The organism is Shewanella glacialimarina (assembly GCF_020511155.1).
Taxonomy (GTDB): Bacteria; Pseudomonadota; Gammaproteobacteria; order Enterobacterales; family Shewanellaceae; genus Shewanella; species Shewanella glacialimarina.
This window is the reverse complement of record NZ_CP041216.1, coordinates 342,860-360,196: the sequence shown is the minus strand read 5'-3', so window position 1 is coordinate 360,196 and position 17,337 is coordinate 342,860. Positions and strand designations below refer to the sequence as shown.

The 17,337-nt window shown below is 42.1% G+C and carries 14 protein-coding genes, 1 tRNA gene and 2 rRNA genes; 9 read left to right on the top strand and 8 right to left on the bottom strand.

Annotated features, from left to right (window positions below; translation table 11 throughout):
• Positions 1-282: 282 nt before the first annotated feature.
• The 5 genes from aceF to ampD form a co-directional block, all read right to left on the bottom strand.
• Positions 283-2,163 (bottom strand): pyruvate dehydrogenase complex dihydrolipoyllysine-residue acetyltransferase, encoded by a 1,881-nt coding sequence (gene aceF / locus FJ709_RS01505; protein ID WP_226412779.1) that lies wholly within the window; start codon positions 2,161-2,163, stop codon positions 283-285.
• Between the two features lie 11 nt (positions 2,164-2,174).
• On the bottom strand, positions 2,175-4,835 hold the full coding sequence (gene aceE / locus FJ709_RS01500; protein WP_226412777.1) for a pyruvate dehydrogenase (acetyl-transferring), homodimeric type: 2,661 nt from the start codon (positions 4,833-4,835) through the stop codon (positions 2,175-2,177).
• 107 nt (positions 4,836-4,942) lie between these two features.
• Positions 4,943-5,695, bottom strand: coding sequence for a pyruvate dehydrogenase complex transcriptional repressor PdhR (gene pdhR / locus FJ709_RS01495; protein WP_226412775.1), 753 nt, complete (start codon positions 5,693-5,695; stop codon positions 4,943-4,945).
• Positions 5,696-5,899: 204 nt separating this feature from the next.
• The gene (gene ampE, locus FJ709_RS01490; RefSeq protein ID WP_226412773.1) at positions 5,900-6,751 is read right to left on the bottom strand and encodes a beta-lactamase regulator AmpE; all 852 of its coding nucleotides are present in this window, start codon (positions 6,749-6,751) and stop codon (positions 5,900-5,902) included.
• A gap of 89 nt (positions 6,752-6,840) precedes the next feature.
• Positions 6,841-7,422 carry a 1,6-anhydro-N-acetylmuramyl-L-alanine amidase AmpD gene (gene ampD, locus FJ709_RS01485; RefSeq protein ID WP_226412771.1) on the bottom strand — a complete coding sequence of 194 codons (582 nt, stop codon included), beginning with the start codon at positions 7,420-7,422 and terminating at the stop codon, positions 6,841-6,843.
• A gap of 283 nt (positions 7,423-7,705) precedes the next feature.
• On the opposite strand from ampD, the gene nadC reads away from it, so the two are divergent.
• From nadC to mutT, 9 genes are all read left to right on the top strand, one after another.
• Complete coding sequence (nadC, locus tag FJ709_RS01480) at positions 7,706-8,584, top strand: carboxylating nicotinate-nucleotide diphosphorylase (RefSeq protein WP_226412769.1); 879 nt, start codon at positions 7,706-7,708, stop codon at positions 8,582-8,584.
• 811 nt (positions 8,585-9,395) lie between these two features.
• Positions 9,396-9,815, top strand: a complete 420-nt coding sequence (locus tag FJ709_RS01475) for a prepilin-type N-terminal cleavage/methylation domain-containing protein (protein WP_319002888.1) — start codon at positions 9,396-9,398, stop codon at positions 9,813-9,815.
• Positions 9,816-9,903: 88 nt separating this feature from the next.
• The gene (pilB, locus tag FJ709_RS01470; protein WP_226412767.1) at positions 9,904-11,616 is read left to right on the top strand and encodes a type IV-A pilus assembly ATPase PilB; all 1,713 of its coding nucleotides are present in this window, start codon (positions 9,904-9,906) and stop codon (positions 11,614-11,616) included.
• Positions 11,617-11,713: 97 nt separating this feature from the next.
• Complete coding sequence (locus FJ709_RS01465; protein ID WP_226412765.1) at positions 11,714-12,982, top strand: type II secretion system F family protein; 1,269 nt, start codon at positions 11,714-11,716, stop codon at positions 12,980-12,982.
• 50 nt (positions 12,983-13,032) lie between these two features.
• On the top strand, positions 13,033-13,962 hold the full coding sequence (locus FJ709_RS01460) for a prepilin peptidase (protein ID WP_226412763.1): 930 nt from the start codon (positions 13,033-13,035) through the stop codon (positions 13,960-13,962).
• A 27-nt stretch (positions 13,963-13,989) separates the two neighbouring features.
• Entirely contained in the window at positions 13,990-14,607 is a 618-nt protein-coding gene (gene coaE / locus FJ709_RS01455) for a dephospho-CoA kinase (protein WP_226412761.1), read from the top strand.
• On the top strand, positions 14,600-15,334 hold the full coding sequence (gene zapD, locus FJ709_RS01450; RefSeq protein ID WP_226412759.1) for a cell division protein ZapD: 735 nt from the start codon (positions 14,600-14,602) through the stop codon (positions 15,332-15,334). Before coaE ends, zapD begins: the two co-directional genes overlap by 8 nt.
• A 53-nt stretch (positions 15,335-15,387) precedes the next feature.
• The gene (yacG, locus tag FJ709_RS01445) at positions 15,388-15,615 is read left to right on the top strand and encodes a DNA gyrase inhibitor YacG (RefSeq protein WP_226412757.1); all 228 of its coding nucleotides are present in this window, start codon (positions 15,388-15,390) and stop codon (positions 15,613-15,615) included.
• 30 nt (positions 15,616-15,645) lie between these two features.
• Positions 15,646-16,044, top strand: coding sequence for an 8-oxo-dGTP diphosphatase MutT (gene mutT, locus FJ709_RS01440; RefSeq protein ID WP_226412755.1), 399 nt, complete (start codon positions 15,646-15,648; stop codon positions 16,042-16,044).
• Between the two features lie 838 nt (positions 16,045-16,882).
• Here the strand turns inward: mutT and rrf (FJ709_RS01435) are convergent.
• The 3 genes from rrf (FJ709_RS01435) to rrf (FJ709_RS01425) all read right to left on the bottom strand — a co-directional run bounded on the left by rrf (FJ709_RS01435) (position 16,883) and on the right by rrf (FJ709_RS01425) (position 17,276).
• Positions 16,883-16,998 (bottom strand): 5S ribosomal RNA (gene rrf, locus FJ709_RS01435).
• Between the two features lie 34 nt (positions 16,999-17,032).
• A tRNA-Thr gene (locus tag FJ709_RS01430) sits at positions 17,033-17,108 on the bottom strand.
• Positions 17,109-17,160: 52 nt separating this feature from the next.
• Positions 17,161-17,276: ribosomal RNA gene (gene rrf / locus FJ709_RS01425) — 5S ribosomal RNA — on the bottom strand.
• Positions 17,277-17,337 lie beyond the last annotated feature (61 nt).

Below are 17,337 nucleotides of genomic sequence, written 5' to 3'. Positions count from 1 at the left end.
TTCTTTTGCTTGAGTTGGCGGCAATACCGTCTTTACAATCATTGTGATCACATCATGTTAACTGGCCGCAGTTTACACTTTCTTGGATGACAATCACAATCCTAGGTTTTAGTAATTCTGTGTTCTATGACAGAGTATCGTTTAATCCGATCTTTACTTCAATTTAGTGGCTTAGGCTAAGTGCCCATCGTTGTGTAATCAAGTCTTTACTGATTCAACCATTTAAAGACAACACATTTCACTAACAAAATAGGCTGCTTAATGATTCAAGCAGCCTATTAGTTACAACACTAAAGTACGAATATCTGATAAACAGCTATTCAGATAAGTAATAAATCGCGCACCATCTGCACCATCGATAACTCGATGATCATACGACAATGACAACGGCAACATTAAGCGAGGTACGAACTCTTTGCCATTCCAAACAGGCTTAAAGTCTGACTTAGACACACCCAGAATGGCAACCTCTGGCGCATTAACAATAGGCGTAAACGCCGTACCACCAATGCCACCTAAACTTGAGATAGTAAAACAACCACCTTGCATATCTGCAGCCGTTAGCTTACCGCCACGGGCTTTTTTAGACACTTCTTTAAGCTCGTCAGATAATTCATGAATACCTTTTTTGTTCACATCTTTGAACACAGGCACCACGAGTCCATTAGGCGTATCAACCGCAATACCAATGTTAACAAACTTCTTCAAAATTAAGCTTTCGCCATCTTCTGATAATGAAGAGTTAAAGGTCGGGAATGCTTCAAGTGCTTTGGCAACCGCTTTCATGATAAACACTAATGGCGTGATCTTCATGCCTGAGTCTTTTTTCGCTTCCAAGGCATTTTGTGCCTTACGGAAATCTTCAAGCTCAGTAATATCGGCATCATCCCACTGAGTAACATGTGGAATTTTGACCCAGTTACGATGTAAGTTTGCACCAGATATTTTTTGAATCCGCGATAATGGCTTAACTTCTGTTTCGCCAAACTTACTAAAATCAACTTTTGGCCATGCAAGTAAGTTTAACTCACCTCCTGCGCCACCAGCAGCAGATTTCACACTGCCAGACTCAACTTGTTTAACCGCCGCTTTCACATAATTTTGAACATCGTCCTTCATTACGCGATTTTTACGGCCAGTGCCTTTAACATTTGCTAGGTTAACACCCAGTTCACGAGCCATACGGCGTATCACAGGTGATGCATGTGCATAAGCATTGTTTTCAACAAAGTCTTCTTTCGCCGCAGCAGCAGGGGTCGCTTGAGTAACAGCAGGTGCTGCGGTGGCGACTGGAGCCGCCACAGGTGCTGATGTAACAGGTGCACTGCCAGCAACTTCAAAGGTCATAATCAACGAACCCGTTGATACCTTGTCGCCTTGCTTAATCGTAATAGCGGTCACTTTACCGGCAAAGGGTGCAGGAACTTCCATTGCTGCTTTATCACCCTCAACACTAATAAGTGCTTGCTCTTCAGTAACAGTGTCACCCACTTTTACCATGATTTCGGTGACTTCAACTTCGTCACCGCCAATATCAGGTACGTGGATATCTTGTACCGATGGCGCAGAAGAAACCGCAGGAGCGGCAACTTGGGCTGGAGCGGCTGTAGTGGCAGATGGTGCAGCAGAACCTGCAACCTCAAATACCATTACAAATGATCCGGTAGAAACCTTGTCACCCACAGCCACTTTAATTTCTTTAAGCACACCCGCAAAAGGTGCAGGCACTTCCATCGCTGCTTTATCGCCTTCCACACTCAGCAGAGATTGATCTTCAGCAACACTGTCGCCAAGCTTAACCAAAATAGCGGTCACTTCGACTTCATCGTCACCAATATCAGGCACATGCACTTCTTTCAATGCTGCGGCTGAAGGAGCTTCCGCAGCAGGAGCAGGCGCAGCAGCTGGAGCAGATTTAACTTCAGCAGCTGAGTCCGACTCAAATATCATAATGGCTGAGCCTGTTGCGACTTTATCACCGACTTTGACTTTAATTTCTTTTACCACACCCGCAGCAGATGCCGGTACTTCCATTGCAGCTTTATCGCCTTCAACAGAGATCAGTGACTGTTCTAACTCAACCTTGTCGCCAACGCTAACAAGAATCTCAGTTACTTCAACCTCATCTGCACCTATGTCAGGTACACTAATTTCGATTGTCATGTTATTGCCTCTTACGCGTATAGCGGATTTGTCTTGTCAGCGTCAATATTGAACTTTGCAATGGCTTTAACCACTACAGACTTGTCAATATCTCCACGTTTTACCAGTTCACTTAATGCCGCCACAACCACATAGCCAGCATTGACCTCAAAGTGACGACGTAAGTTTTCGCGGCTATCAGAACGACCAAAACCATCAGTACCTAATACTTTGTATGATACAGAAGGCATAAATGCACGCACTTGTTCTGCGTAGTTTTTCATATAGTCTGTTGCTGCAATTGCAGGCTCAGTACCCAGTATGGTGGTGATATACGCTTGTTTTGGCTCAGCGTCAGGATGCAACATGTTATAACGTTCTGCATCTTGGCCTTGACGCGTTAATTCGTTAAACGACGTCACAGAGAACACGTCTGATCCAACATCGTATTCTTCGCTCAATATTTGCGCAGCTTTACGTACTTCGTTCATGATAGTACCAGAGCTCATTAATTGAACTTTGTTGCTACCTTTATGTGATTCAAGTTTATAAATACCTTTACGAATACCTTCCTCACTGCCTGCTGGCATGGCTGGCATGGCGTAGTTTTCATTCATTAAGGTTAAATAGTAGAACACGTTTTCTTGATCACCATACATGCGGCGAATACCGTCTTGCAAAATCACGGCAAGTTCGTATGCAAACGTAGGGTCATAAGAAATACAGTTTGGAATCGTGCTGGCTTGAACATGGCTGTGACCATCTTCATGCTGCAAACCTTCACCATTTAATGTGGTACGGCCCGCTGTAGCACCTAATAGGAAACCACGTGCTTGTTGATCGCCCGCCATCCATGCCATGTCACCAACGCGTTGGAATCCAAACATTGAATAGTAGATATAAAATGGGATCATAGGTAAATCGTTAGTGCTGTATGACGTTGCCGCAGCAACCCATGAAGACATTGCACCTAACTCATTAATACCTTCTTGCAATACCTGGCCTGATGTAGCTTCTTTATAATAAGACACTACACTGCGATCTTCAGGGGTATAAGCTTGCCCTTGTGGGTTATAAATACCCACTTGGCGGAATAAACCTTCCATACCAAAAGTACGTGCTTCATCTGCAATAATCGGCACAATATTTTTACCAATGCCTTCATGCTTAAGTAAAGTATTTAAGGCACGAACAAAAGACATTGTGGTAGAAATTTCACGCTTTTGCTCAACGAGCAATGCGCCAAACTCTTCTACAGTCGGTAACGATAATTTCTCGGTGAAATTAGGCAAACGTTGCGGCGTATAACCATGTAAGGCTTTACGACGTGCATGCAAATATTCATATTCTGCTGAGCCAGGCTCAAGTTTCAAGTATGGCAGCTCTGATACTTGCTCGTCGCTTAATAAATCATCAATACCAAGACGGTTACGTAATTGCAGTACGTGCGTCATGTCCATCTTTTTCACGCCGTGTGCAATGTTCTTGCCTTCTGCAGCTTCACCCATGCCATAACCTTTTACGGTTTTGGCTAAAATAACCGTTGGTTTGCCTTTGGTTTCTTGTGCATTTTTGAACGCGGCATATAACTTAGAAGAGTCATGACCACCACGTTTAAGGGCAAAGACTTGCGCATCTGTCATGTCAGATACTAGGGCCGCAGTTTCTGGATATTTACCGAAGAAATGCTCACGCACGTAAGCACCATCTTTTGACTTAAAGGTCTGATAATCACCATCAACAGTCTCGTTCATCAACTGAAGTAGTTTGCCACTGGTATCTTTTGCAATTAGCGAATCCCAGTTATTGCCCCAAATCACTTTAACCACGTTCCAGCCAGCGCCTCTAAACAAGCCTTCTAGCTCTTGAATAATACTGCCGTTACCCATTACAGGGCCGTCTAGACGTTGTAAGTTACAGTTAATTAAGAAACATAAATTATCAAGTTTTTCACGCGAGGCAAAAGAGATAGCACCACGAGATTCAGGCTCGTCCATCTCACCGTCACCTAAAAAGGCATAAACACGCTGAGCTGAAGTATTCTTTAAACCACGACCATCAAGATACTTCAAAAAGCGTGCTTGATAAATCGCCGACATTGGCCCTAAACCCATCGATACGGTAGGGAATTGCCAAAATTCAGGCATTAACTTTGGATGCGGATATGACGGTAAACCTTTACCACCGACTTCTTGACGGAAGTTATCAAGCTGCTCTTCAGTTAATCGGCCTTCAACAAACGCACGAGAATAGATACCAGGAGAGATATGACCTTGGTAATAAACTAAATCACCACCATCGACTTCGTTCGGGGCACGGAAAAAGTGGTTAAAACACACTTCGTAAAATGATGCAGCCGACTGGAAAGAGGCCATGTGGCCACCAAGGTCTAAATCTTTTTTCGATGCACGCAACACGATCATAATGGCGTTCCAACGAATAACCGAACGAATTCGACGTTCAATTGTGGTATCACCAGGATACGCCGGCTCTTGGGTCGTAGGGATAGTGTTGATATAATTAGTATTGATACCCGTTGCCATAGCGACACCGTCTAAACGGGCTTTATCTAGCACTTTCTCGAGTAAATACTGAGCGCGCTCTAGGCCCTCTTCACGAACCACTGATTCTAAAGCAGACAACCACTCATTCGTTTCTAGCGGGTCAATATCATTTAGCATATGTTCAGACATTGCAGTCTTTTCCTATACGTTATACCTAAGACACCATTGAGAGTGTTTAGTGTATGTTAATAATAAAAAATCTTGTTAGCGACAGGCTTTGGTCTTGTTTAACTCACCTATACGCCGCTCTTTAAACGGCGCAAGCTACGCTGCAACCGACTATCTTCTTCTCTTACTGACAACATGACTTCTTCGATATAGCTTAAATGCTCATTCGACGCTTCACGTGCCGCATCAGGGTCTCGGCGCACAATCGCCGCCAATAACGCCCGGCGGTGATCATTTGCCATGGTGGAAGCTTCTTCACGACGACTAAGAAGTTCCAAATTTTGCGCCACGTTTTTATGCAGCACAGGGGTTAAACTTAATACTAAATGAAGCATTGCCACATTGTGTGACGCCTCGGCTACGGCGCGATAAAAACGCACAATCGCATCCGCTTGCTCTTCAATACTGGGAGCATTTTCCACGTCTAAAATACTATTTTGAATATTTTTCATGTCGGCGTCAGTGCCGCGTAGAGCAGCAAAATACGCCATCATGCCTTCGGTGGCATGACGAAATTCAAGTAAATCGTATTGGCTTTCAGAATCGTTATGCATCAACTCAACAATAGGATCAGCAAGGCTTTGCCAGAGTTGTTCTTTAACATAAGTGCCACCGCCTTGACGGCGCATTAATAAACCTTTTGCTTCAAGCTTTTGAATGGCTTCACGCAATGAAGGGCGCGACACTTCAAACTGGACCGCAAGTTCACGTTCAGGAGGTAATTTCTGGCCAGGCTGTAAACTGCCCTCAAGGATCATGCGCTCAAGTTGCTCCATGATCACATCAGAAATTTTTGGCTGGTTAATCTTGCTGTAAGCCATAATTGCGCTCAAACTCCCTTGAAAGCCTTATTGTAAATTGGTCTTACCAATTTATGTGAGAGCGCGCACTTTATCAAATCATCCTATTGATGTCTAGTTTCTAGCATAGTCACCAACTGCACTCTCAGATTAAGCAGCATAAACGAAAAAAATCGTTAAGGGGTCAGACCATTTGACAAAAGCCCGAAAAACACAATATCTAGGCTAACTAATGATCCCAAATATGGTCAAAACAGACACAAAAGTAAGCAGCAGAGTAAAGTTACGTTTGGTCAGCGCCAATAGGGCTAATGTTGGTTGCACGCTAACAGGAGCAGGCCCAGCCTCAGGCAAAGACTCAGCCGCTAACGCGGTTTCAGTGACGACTAATTTAGCACTACTGCGAGTATCGAACGCCCGTTTTCGCCAGGCTGTTAGCCCTTGGGAGAATTGCCCACTTAACACATATCCAAAACTAAATATTCTGCTAGGCAACCAATCAAACAGTCGCTGTAGGTGATCGATTAAGGGTAAAGACAAATTTTGTTTAATGTTTAAATCATAATAAAAACGAATGCTGCAATACAACACCGCCCCTACCGGACCAAAACACACCAGAAACAAGGCTACAGCACCATAGTAACGATAATTAATCCACGCGACACTTTGACCCACTTTAATGCCTAAATCACGTTCATCTACCGCATCAATACATTCGCTGCAATCAAGCTCTGCGGCGTAGCGATAACACGCTTGCACATCACCTCGACATGCCGCTTGCACGTATTTTTTAAAAATGTCACGCAAGTCCTGATGGCTAAAACACACTAAAGTCACTACAACCCATAGTAATAAACTCAGTAAATCGAATACTAAGCCATTCACTAACAACCCAATAGCAAACACTACAAAAGACGGTAAAACTACCGCTATCGCTACACCAAAATCGGTTGATAGCGACTTTTTATCCCAAAACTGTTTGTGATAACGCAGCATCAAGGTGTCAAATTGTAGACTTACTGGGAGTATTTTTAGTCGCTCGACTAAAATAGCGACCAGTAGTGCAAATAAAGCCATCTTGTATCCTTAGGGTGTAATAAAAGCATTACGCTCAATCATGTAAAATAAGTTTAATGGTTAAGCCTTTACCATTATTTTAGCGCTAATTAGGTTAACCCATTGCCTAAACCAAGCGCTTGTCGATACCTTAGCCAGTCAAAACTATTGCCAGGGTCGGTTTTACGGCCAGGGGCAATATCACAATGGCCAACTATCCGTACTGGGTTAATCATAGGGTATTGCGCCATAATCTCCAGTGTTAGTTGTACAAGGTTAAGGTATTGCGCATCTGTATAGGCAATATCATCCGTGCCTTCTAGCTCAATACCAATGGCAAAATCATTACAATTGGTTCTACCCTCAAACTCAGATACCCCAGCATGCCACGCCCTATCATCACAACTGACATATTGAACAATTTCACCGTCGCGGCGAATTAAAAAATGCGCCGACACTTGTAAACCCGCTAAATCGACAAAAGAATCGTCGGCAGCGCTTGCTGCATCAGTCTCTAAGCAGCCCTGAAATAATGCATCAATATAAGGTAAACCAAAACGGCCTGCAGGCAGGCTAATATTGTGGATAACCAATAAACTCACTTCATTATTCGGTCGTGCATTAAAATGCGGCGAAATACAGCGGCGCGCCTGGGGCAACCAACCTAAAGACATACTTGTGTGTGATTTCATATTATATTCTTGTCAATGTTAAGGCCTATTGCATCCTATCTGGGTTCAGTTTCATTCTAAACAAGCCACTTCTATAGCGTTGTAGCTAATAATGAATTGTGCAAAACATCATACAGCTACCAGCAATGTCATTAGCGAATAAATTAACAGTAAAATAGCCTTAATACCACGGTCACAGCACTCACAACCCATTCAAAGTTATGTTAATCTATTAGCTTATACAGTGTTTTGTGTGACCTTTTATTCAAAACCTCGTCACCCAATATTCGCAAGGATTTAGCTTATGTTTGAAAATGATATCCGCCATGCAGTGAAAACCGCATTAAATGAAGACCTAGGGTATAGCGAACATCAAAATGTTGAACAAATGCTCAAAGCCGATATTACCGCCCAGCTTATTCCCGCTTACAAACACGTAGAAGGCAGCTTAATCACCCGTGAAGAAGGCGTATTTTGCGGCAAAGCTTGGGCAGAACAAGTGTTTAATCAGCTCGGCGGTGAAGTTGCCTTGCATTGGCACGTAGACGATGGCGACTTAGTCGTACCCAACCAAGTGTTATGTGACTTATCCGGTCCAGCCCGCGTCATTTTAACCGGCGAGCGCACCGCAATGAACTTTATTCAAACCCTATCAGGTGTCGCAAGTTTAACTAAACTGTATGTTAATAAACTCGCCGGCACCCATACTCGCCTACTCGACACCCGTAAAACCATTCCAGGCCTGCGCACCGCACAAAAATATGCCGTAACCTGTGGTGGGGGTAAAAATCATCGCATAGGCTTGTTTGACGCCTTCTTAATTAAAGAAAATCACATCATGGCCTGTGGTGGTATTGCCCAAGCAATTCAAGCTGCCCGGGAACTACACAGTGACAAACCCGTAGAAGTGGAAGTGGAATCTATTGCCGAGCTCACTCAAGCATTAGACGGCGGTAGCGACATCATCATGCTAGACAACTTTGATATCACCATGATGTTTGAAGCTGTCGCCTTAAATCAAACTTACAAAGATGCAGGCAAAGGCGCAAAATTAGAAGTGTCAGGTAATGTCACCATTGACACCTTAGCCGACTTTGCTAAAACAGGCGTCGATTACATCTCTGTAGGCGCACTGACCAAACATGTAAAAGCGTTAGACTTGTCATTACGACTAAAAGGATAAAACTACTACAATAGCTCACCGCGTCGCTCAAGTGAGAAGCGGTAAGCTGTGCTGAGAAACGGTGCGCTAACATTAGCATATTAAGCATAACAAACCATTTACTCGCGCTAAAACGTCGATGCCTAAATGTGATAATACACCTACAGTCGGCAGCATGTTTTAGCGTCAGTTTTATGACCTAACACTTTCGACTGTCAAAAATTAGCCCTTATAAGTCAATAGTCAAAAAACAGTTGCAATATTTCATCCTAAAAACTGCCAAGTACAGAATATTTAAACATTAATTTCACTTTTACCGGATAAAAGTATTCCATTTTAGGTCACTTTATACTAACGTTTGCATTAGGCGAGTGGCCTTTCGGCCAGAACCTGACTTATTGATAGTGTGTTTTTCAAACAACAGCCTATTTTTGACAAAATTTACTGATAAATGATGTTACAAAATTGTGTTTTTATGAAATACTTGCTCTAGAAATAAGCAAATCAGCCGAAAAGTCATGTGTAGTTAGTTATAAATACTTGTTGGCACTTTGTTAAAAAGTGACATAGGCTTAAAAAGCCCTACAAAATGTTTAAAGCCTAACTAAACTGATTAAACGTTGACTAAACCAAAGTTGATTACAACAAAAACTGAATTCATTGTTATTCAATGACTTCAACACTAGCAAATAATATGTGCCCGTAAGGCTTCGGCAACGATGGATGCCACTGAACATGTAACAAACTGCAATGAGTTAAAAGGCGTTGTAGCCCGATATACAGTTCAGTACCTAGGATTGGATAGGCCCAAGCACATTTACGGAGAGAAAAAATGAAAAGCATTAACCAAATCAAAAACGCTAAGGGTTTTACCCTTATTGAATTAATGATCGTAGTCGCGATCATCGGTATTTTAGCAGCCATCGCATTGCCTGCTTATAAAGATTACGTGACATCTGCACAAGGTGGCGCGGCAATGAAAGGTATTACCTCTTTCTCAACTAAGGTACAAACTTGTATTACTACGGGTATTGGTTGTACCGGTATAGCTGCTGAAGCAACCAAAAACACTAAATTTGGTACCGGTGTTACCGCCGACCCAACGCAAGATGGCACTTTTGCTCTTACATGGAGCGAACCAAAATGTCAATTGACCGGTACTTTCGATGCTGCAGGTGGTATTGTTTTCTCTATGGCTGCAACACCAGTAGCAGAATTAGACAAATGTAAAAAAGGTGCAAACTTACCTTAGGCTATATACTAAAATTAAGTTGCTCACATTGTGAATAAAGGGTAAATACTATATAGCATTTACCCTTTTTTATTGGTAACCCATTATTATGCCTAATACAGCGTTAAATTTAGGATTATCGACATTATTTATCCGCAAGAACCTCTTAACTGAGGAGCAGTTGTCGACGGCCATTTCCCACTCAAGAAAAAACAGATCCTCTTTAGTCAGTGCATTAATTACCAATAAGTTTTTGTCTGCACGGGAAATTGCTGAGCTTTGCTATGAAGAATATGGCACACCGCTACTTGATCTCAATGAATTTGATATCACCAATATTGCCGAAGAGTTACTCAATAAAAAGCTCATCTCCAAGCACAAATGTTTGCCACTGTTTAAGCGTGGTAACAGACTTTATATCGCAACATCTGACCCAACCAACATTTCAGCATTAGAAGATTTTCAATTTAGTCTAGGCCTGCATGCTGAAGCCATTCTGGTGGAAGATGATAAACTGCATAAAGTGTTAGAAAAAGTACTAGAAGAAGATTTAAACAGCTTAGGCCTTGATGGCCTTGACGAAGAAGCCTTAGCAGGCTTAGATGTAACCGATACCAATCAACATGAAGATGAACCATCCGCTGACAGTAGCGACGATGCACCTATCGTCATTTATATCAATAAAATTCTGACCGATGCCATTCGAAAAGGTGCATCAGACTTACACTTTGAACCCTATGAAAAGCGATACCGGATTCGTTTTCGCATAGACGGTATTTTACATGAAGTGTCTGAACCACCTGTTAACTTATCAGCCAGAATTTCAGCCCGTTTAAAAGTAATGTCAAAGTTGGATATTGCCGAGCGCCGCGTGCCGCAAGATGGCCGGATTAAAATGAAACTGTCACGCACAAAATCCATTGATTTTCGTGTCAGTAGCTTGCCCACAATCTGGGGCGAAAAAATTGTAATGCGTATTTTGGATTCATCTTCAGCGCAATTAGGCATTGAAAAGCTCGGTTATGAAGATGACCAACGTTTATTGTATGAAGAAATGCTCGCCAAACCCCAGGGGATGATTTTAGTCACTGGCCCGACGGGTTCAGGTAAAACCGTATCCTTATATACTGGCCTAAATATATTAAACACCGAAGAGCGCAATATTTCTACCGCCGAAGACCCGGTAGAAATTAACCTAGAAGGGGTTAACCAGGTTCATATTAATTTAAAAGCAGGCTTGACCTTTGCATCAGCACTACGATCATTTTTACGCCAAGACCCTGACGTGGTGATGGTAGGTGAAATACGTGATTTAGAAACAGCCGAAATTGCCATTAAGGCCGCGCAAACCGGTCATTTAGTATTATCAACATTACATACTAACTCGGCAGCAGAAACCCTTACCCGTTTAATTAACATGGGTGTACCCGGCTATAACATTGCCAGCTCAGTGAATTTAATTATTGCCCAGCGCTTAGCCAGACGTTTATGCCCCGAGTGCAAGCAGCCTGAAGATGTACCCGCTGCAGAATTGTTGCGCCTTGGTTTTAACCAACAAAACATTGATGCAGGGTTTACCGTTTATAAACCCTGTGGCTGTGATTTATGTTCCGGCGGCTACAAAGGCCGTGTCGGCATTTATGAAGTAATGAAAATATCCGATGCCATCGCGCGTACGATTATGGAAAGTGGTAACTCTTTGCAAATTGCCCAGCAAGCAAAATCCGAGGGTATGCGAGATTTGCGTCAATCCGGGTTACTGAAAGTAGTCCATGGCGTTACTAGTATTTCTGAAGTCAATCGTGTCACCAGTTTTAACTAAAAATAGTTACTTGGTTTTAATTTAGATATTTATTAACTACTCGCTTACAATTAAAACAAACAATCAAAATGTGAGCCTAATTTCAAGGAATCGCTTTATGGCAACCGCTGCAGCGAAAAGAAAATCCCGTTCAAGTAAAAAGGCTGTTAAACATCAGCCTAAGGTATATACCTTTGAGTGGAAAGGCACCAATAACGATGGCAAAAAAACTTCAGGTGAGCTCAGGGGTCACACGATAGCGGAAATAAGAACTATTCTAAAAGGCCAGGGGGTCTCCCCTAAAAGCGTTAGAAAGAAAGCTACACCACTGTTTAAAACTGAAAAAAGCATCAGCGCAATGGACATTGCTATGATCACTCGCCAAATAGCTACCATGTTAGCTGCTGGGGTGCCTTTAGTGACCACCATAGAGCTATTGGGTCGCGGTCATGAAAAAGCTAAGGTGCGTGAATTACTCGGCGGAATTTTATCAGATGTGCAATCGGGTATTCCGTTATCTGATGCACTTCGACCTCATAGACGCTATTTTGATGAACTTTATGTTGATTTGGTTGGCGCAGGGGAACACTCTGGTTCTCTTGATGCGGTATTTGACCGTATTGCGACTTATCGTGAAAAGTCTGAAGCACTGAAATCTAAAATCAAAAAGGCCATGTTTTATCCAGCCGCTGTGGTTATTGTTGCCATAGCGGTAACTTCGTTACTACTACTGTTTGTTGTACCACAATTTGAAGAGATTTTTAATGGCTTCGGCGCTGAACTACCGGCATTTACTCAATTTGTATTAGGCATTTCCAGAGCGCTGCAATCGTCTTGGTACATTATTGGCGCTATGATTTTTGCTGTGATTTTTTTGTTTATTAGAGCACACAGAAATTCACAAATTGTGCGGGACAAGGTCGATGTATTAATTTTAAAAACCCCAGCTGTTGGCGATATTTTGCACAAGGGTGCCATGGCCCGTTTTGCCCGTACTTTATCCACGACCTTTGCTGCTGGTGTGCCACTGATTGATGGTTTAGAGTCTGCTGCTGGCGCTTCAGGTAACGCTGTGTATCGCAAAGCTTTGTTAAAAGTTCGACAAGAAGTCATGTCCGGCATGCAAATGAATGTTGCTATGCGAACAACAGGGCTATTTCCCGACATGTTAATCCAAATGGTGATGATTGGTGAAGAATCTGGTGGTCTAGATGATATGCTGAATAAAGTCGCTGATATTTATGAGATGCAGGTTGATGATGCAGTTGACGCATTATCTAGCTTAATTGAGCCAATTATGATGGTGGTTATTGGTACCGTTGTTGGCGGCTTAATTGTCGCCATGTATTTACCTATATTCCAAATGGGTAAAGTGGTAGGTGGGTAATATTCTAACTTCTTTTCTAATACACATTTACTATCAAAAATAAGAATAACATGACTGAATTTATTTCAACTTTTACCACCATCATGCACCAATACCCTTGGGCATTTGTGGCAATTAGCTTTATCTTTGCCGCCACCATTGGCAGCTTTCTTAATGTGGTTATCCACCGTTTACCGGTTATGATGAAGCGTGAATGGCAAAGTGAATGTAATTTTTACTTAACCGAATATCATCCTGATATCGTCCAGCAAGTCGGTGAAAAACGCTTAACTAAACCGATAGATGAGTTCCCAGTAAAATATAACCTTATAGTGCCAGGTTCAGCTTGTCCAAAATGTAAGGCTAATATCAAGCCTTGGCATAATTTACCCGTTTTAGGTTGGTTAATCTTAAAAGGCCAGTGCGCCAGCTGTAAGACCGCTATTTCAGCTCGTTACCCTGTGATGGAATTGATTACCGGCGTAATGGTGGCCACTTTAGCGTTTTATTTTGGCCCTACAACTCAATTTCTGTTTGCCGCAATACTGACGTTCTTTCTAGTGGCGTTAACCGGCATTGATTTAGATGAAATGTTATTACCCGATCAACTCACCTTACCCTTACTTTGGTTAGGGCTGCTGATCAACTTGCAAGGGGTGTTTACCAGTTCTAGCGATGCATTACTTGGCGCAGCTGCAGGATACTTAAGTCTTTGGTCGGTATTTTGGCTATTTAAGCTAGCCACAGGCAAGGAAGGTATGGGTTATGGTGATTTTAAATTAATGGCGGTATTCGGTGCATGGCTAGGTTGGCAAATACTACCATTGATCATTTTATTATCATCCTTAGTAGGGGCTATTGTGGGCATCACCATGATAGCGACCAAAAAACTGCATGCAGGTAAACCTATTCCGTTTGGCCCATATATTGCGCTAGCCGGCTGGATAGCCCTTATTTGGGGCCAAGATATCATTAACTGGTATTTGAGCACGCTTATTTAATGCTAACTAATTTATCCAAACAATCACATGTCTAACTTTATTGTCGGTCTTACTGGCGGCATCGGCAGCGGCAAAACCACTGTTGCTAATTTATTTGCTGATTTAGGCATCACCTTAGTTGATGCAGACATTGTCGCCAGACAAGTAGTTGAGCCTAATTCAAGCGGTTTGCAACAGATTATCCAACATTTCGGCGCGGACATATCTCTGGCCGATGGTTCGTTAAATCGCAGCAAGCTGAGAGATATTATTTTTAACCAACCAGAACAGCGCGACTGGTTAAACAACTTATTACATCCAATGATCCGTAATGCTATGTTACAGCAGGTAAAAAATGCTGTATCTGACTATGTCATTTTGGTTGTTCCCTTGCTATTTGAGAATGGGTTAGATAAGTTAGTCAATACAACTTTAGTAGTGGACATTTCACCTGAGTTGCAAATTTCAAGGACGAGTAAACGTGATAACGTGGCTGCAACGCAAGTTGAACAAATTATTCAAAGCCAAATATCACGTCAACAACGATTATCTAAAGCCGATGATATTGTTGATAATCAAGGAGAGTTAAACGTGCTACGGGACAAAGTAGCTTTGTTACATCACAAATATTTGAAATTGGCGCAAACAATTAACTCCGATGACTGAACTAATATACGAACAACCACTGAATGAAAAAATTCGTAGTTATTTACGGTTAGAATATCTGTCGACACAAATACAATCTAATTTGACCCAAGATCATCAACATCGCTGTTTTTATCCGCTATTTTCGCTTTGTGAATTAACCGACCGTTGTGACTATCGTTCCGATGTATTAAAAGATATCGACCGCCATATAATAATGTTGTCAAAGTGGCTCGAATTACTTCATGTTGATAAATCACAAATTAACGAGTTGATAGATCGTTTAGTACAAGCAAAAGCGCAGTTACAAAACTCAGACCGAATTGGTGTCCACCTTAAAAAAGATAAGTTTATTTCTGCACTGCGACAGCGTTTTGGAATGCCAGGCGCCTGCTGTAATTTTGATTTACCCCAATTACACTTTTGGTTAGCTAAGCCCTGGAAAGAACGTCAAATTGATCTTCAATGCTGGGTTGATCAATTTCAACCTCTGCTTACCCCAATCACCTTATTACTTGAACTTATCCGCAGTACTGCAGATTTTTGTCCTACTGAAGCAAAAGCAGGTTTTTATCAGGGTGATAGCGGACAACCTCTTGCGTTAATTCGCGTTAAAGTGGACGTATCTCAAGGATGCTACCCAACAATTAGTGGCCACCGTAACCGTTACGCCATTCACTTTGTTGATTTTGACCAACTTCGCCATACCGACAAAACAATTCAATTCTTGCTGGCTACTTGCAGCTAAACCTTTTAAGATCTTGCATAATCTTACTTCTTAATTATTCAAGTATATAAATTATGCCATTGACTGTTAATTGCCCCATCTGTAAAACCCAAGTTGAATGGGTAGCTGAATCTAAATTTAAACCCTTTTGCAGTGAGCGCTGTAAATTGATTGACCTAGGTGACTGGGCTGATGAAAAACATGTTATTCCGGTTACTGCACCACTAGACCCTGATATGTATGATGACTTAGGTTATGACGAACTGGGATTAAACGAATCCTCTTTCTTTAAAGAAGACTAACTCTACCTAAGCGATATTGGAATACACATTATGCAAAAGCGAATTCATGTGGCCGTAGGTGTCATCATTAACCAAGATAATCATATTCTATTGGCTAAAAGACACGGACACCTTCACCAAGGCGGTAAATGGGAATTCCCAGGCGGTAAGGTGGAAGTCAGTGAAACAGTCACTGAGGCATTAATTAGAGAGCTAAAAGAAGAAGTAAACTTAGATGTAACCACCTCTATACCCTTCATGGATATTATCCATGATTATCCAGATAAACATGTCAGATTAGATATTCATTTAGTTACTGAGTTTTCAAATCAAGCAAAGGGTTTAGAAGGACAGCAGATACAATGGGTGCCAATCAATCAGCTTCAGCAATTTGATTTTCCAGAAGCGAATCAAGCAATAGTTGATAAAATTTTAGCTGAATTAGCCTAGCTCTATTCTGCAGTAATAGTGTAAATAGCCCCAACATATTTGTGTGGGCTTATTTGTATTCATCACTAAAAAAACCTCACTACATTTGATCAATATTTTCACATGGGCATATCGGCCACACTATGTATGACTCATGCTCAAGAATAGTTCTTCGACACAAAAAAAAAGGCCACTCAATTAGAGTGACCTTGCTGTTTTATTTGGCGCCTGGAAATGACCTACTCTCAGATGGGCATATCGGCCACACGACTTTCATGCTCAAATGTCAAACGTAAAAAAGCCCGTTACGTGAGCAACGGGCTTATCACTACTCTTTCTAGTAAATTATGCCCCTGGAAATGACCTACTGTCACATGGGCATATCGGCCACACTATGTATGACTCATGCTCAAGAATAGTTTTTCGACAATAAACAAAAAGGCCACTCAGTTAGAGTGGCCTTGCTGTTTTAATTAGCGCCTAGAAATGACCTACTCTCACATGGGCATATCGGCCACACTATGTATGACTCATGCTCAAGAATAGTTTTTCGTCAATAAACAAAAAGGCCACTCAGTTAGAGTGGCCTTGCTGTTTTAATTAGCGCCTGGAAATGACCTACTCTCACATGGGCATATCGGCCACACTATGTTTGACTCATGCTCAAGAATAGTTTTTCGTCAATAAACAAAAAGGCCACTCAGTTAGAGTGGCCTTGCTGTTTTAATTAGCGCCTGGAAATGACCTACTCTCACATGGGCATATCGGCCACACTATGTATGACTGATGCTCAAGAATAGTTTTTCGTCAATAAACAAAAAGGCCACTCAGTAAGAGTGGCCTTGATGTTTTAATTAGCGCCTGGAAATGACCTACTCTCACATGGGGAGACCCCACACTACCATCGGCGATACTGTGTTTCACTTCTGAGTTCGGAATGGGATCAGGTGGTACCACAGCTCTATGGTTTCCAGACAAATTCTACTAGGACAATACACTAGAATATTCGTGGTGCTGATACCCAGAATCGAACTGGGGACCTCATCCTTACCAAGGATGCGCTCTACCGACTGAGCCATATCAGCAAAACTTGCTTTATATTATTACTCATCATTATGATCAGTAATTTTAATTGGCGCCTGGAAATGACCTACTCTCACATGGGGAGACCCCACACTACCATCGGCGATACTGTGTTTCACTTCTGAGTTCGGAATGGGATCAGGTGGTGCCACAGCTCTATGGTTTCCAGACAAATTTGGTTATCTAACGCCATTTAACTAGCATTAAATAATAATTCGGAAAGCTGATTGC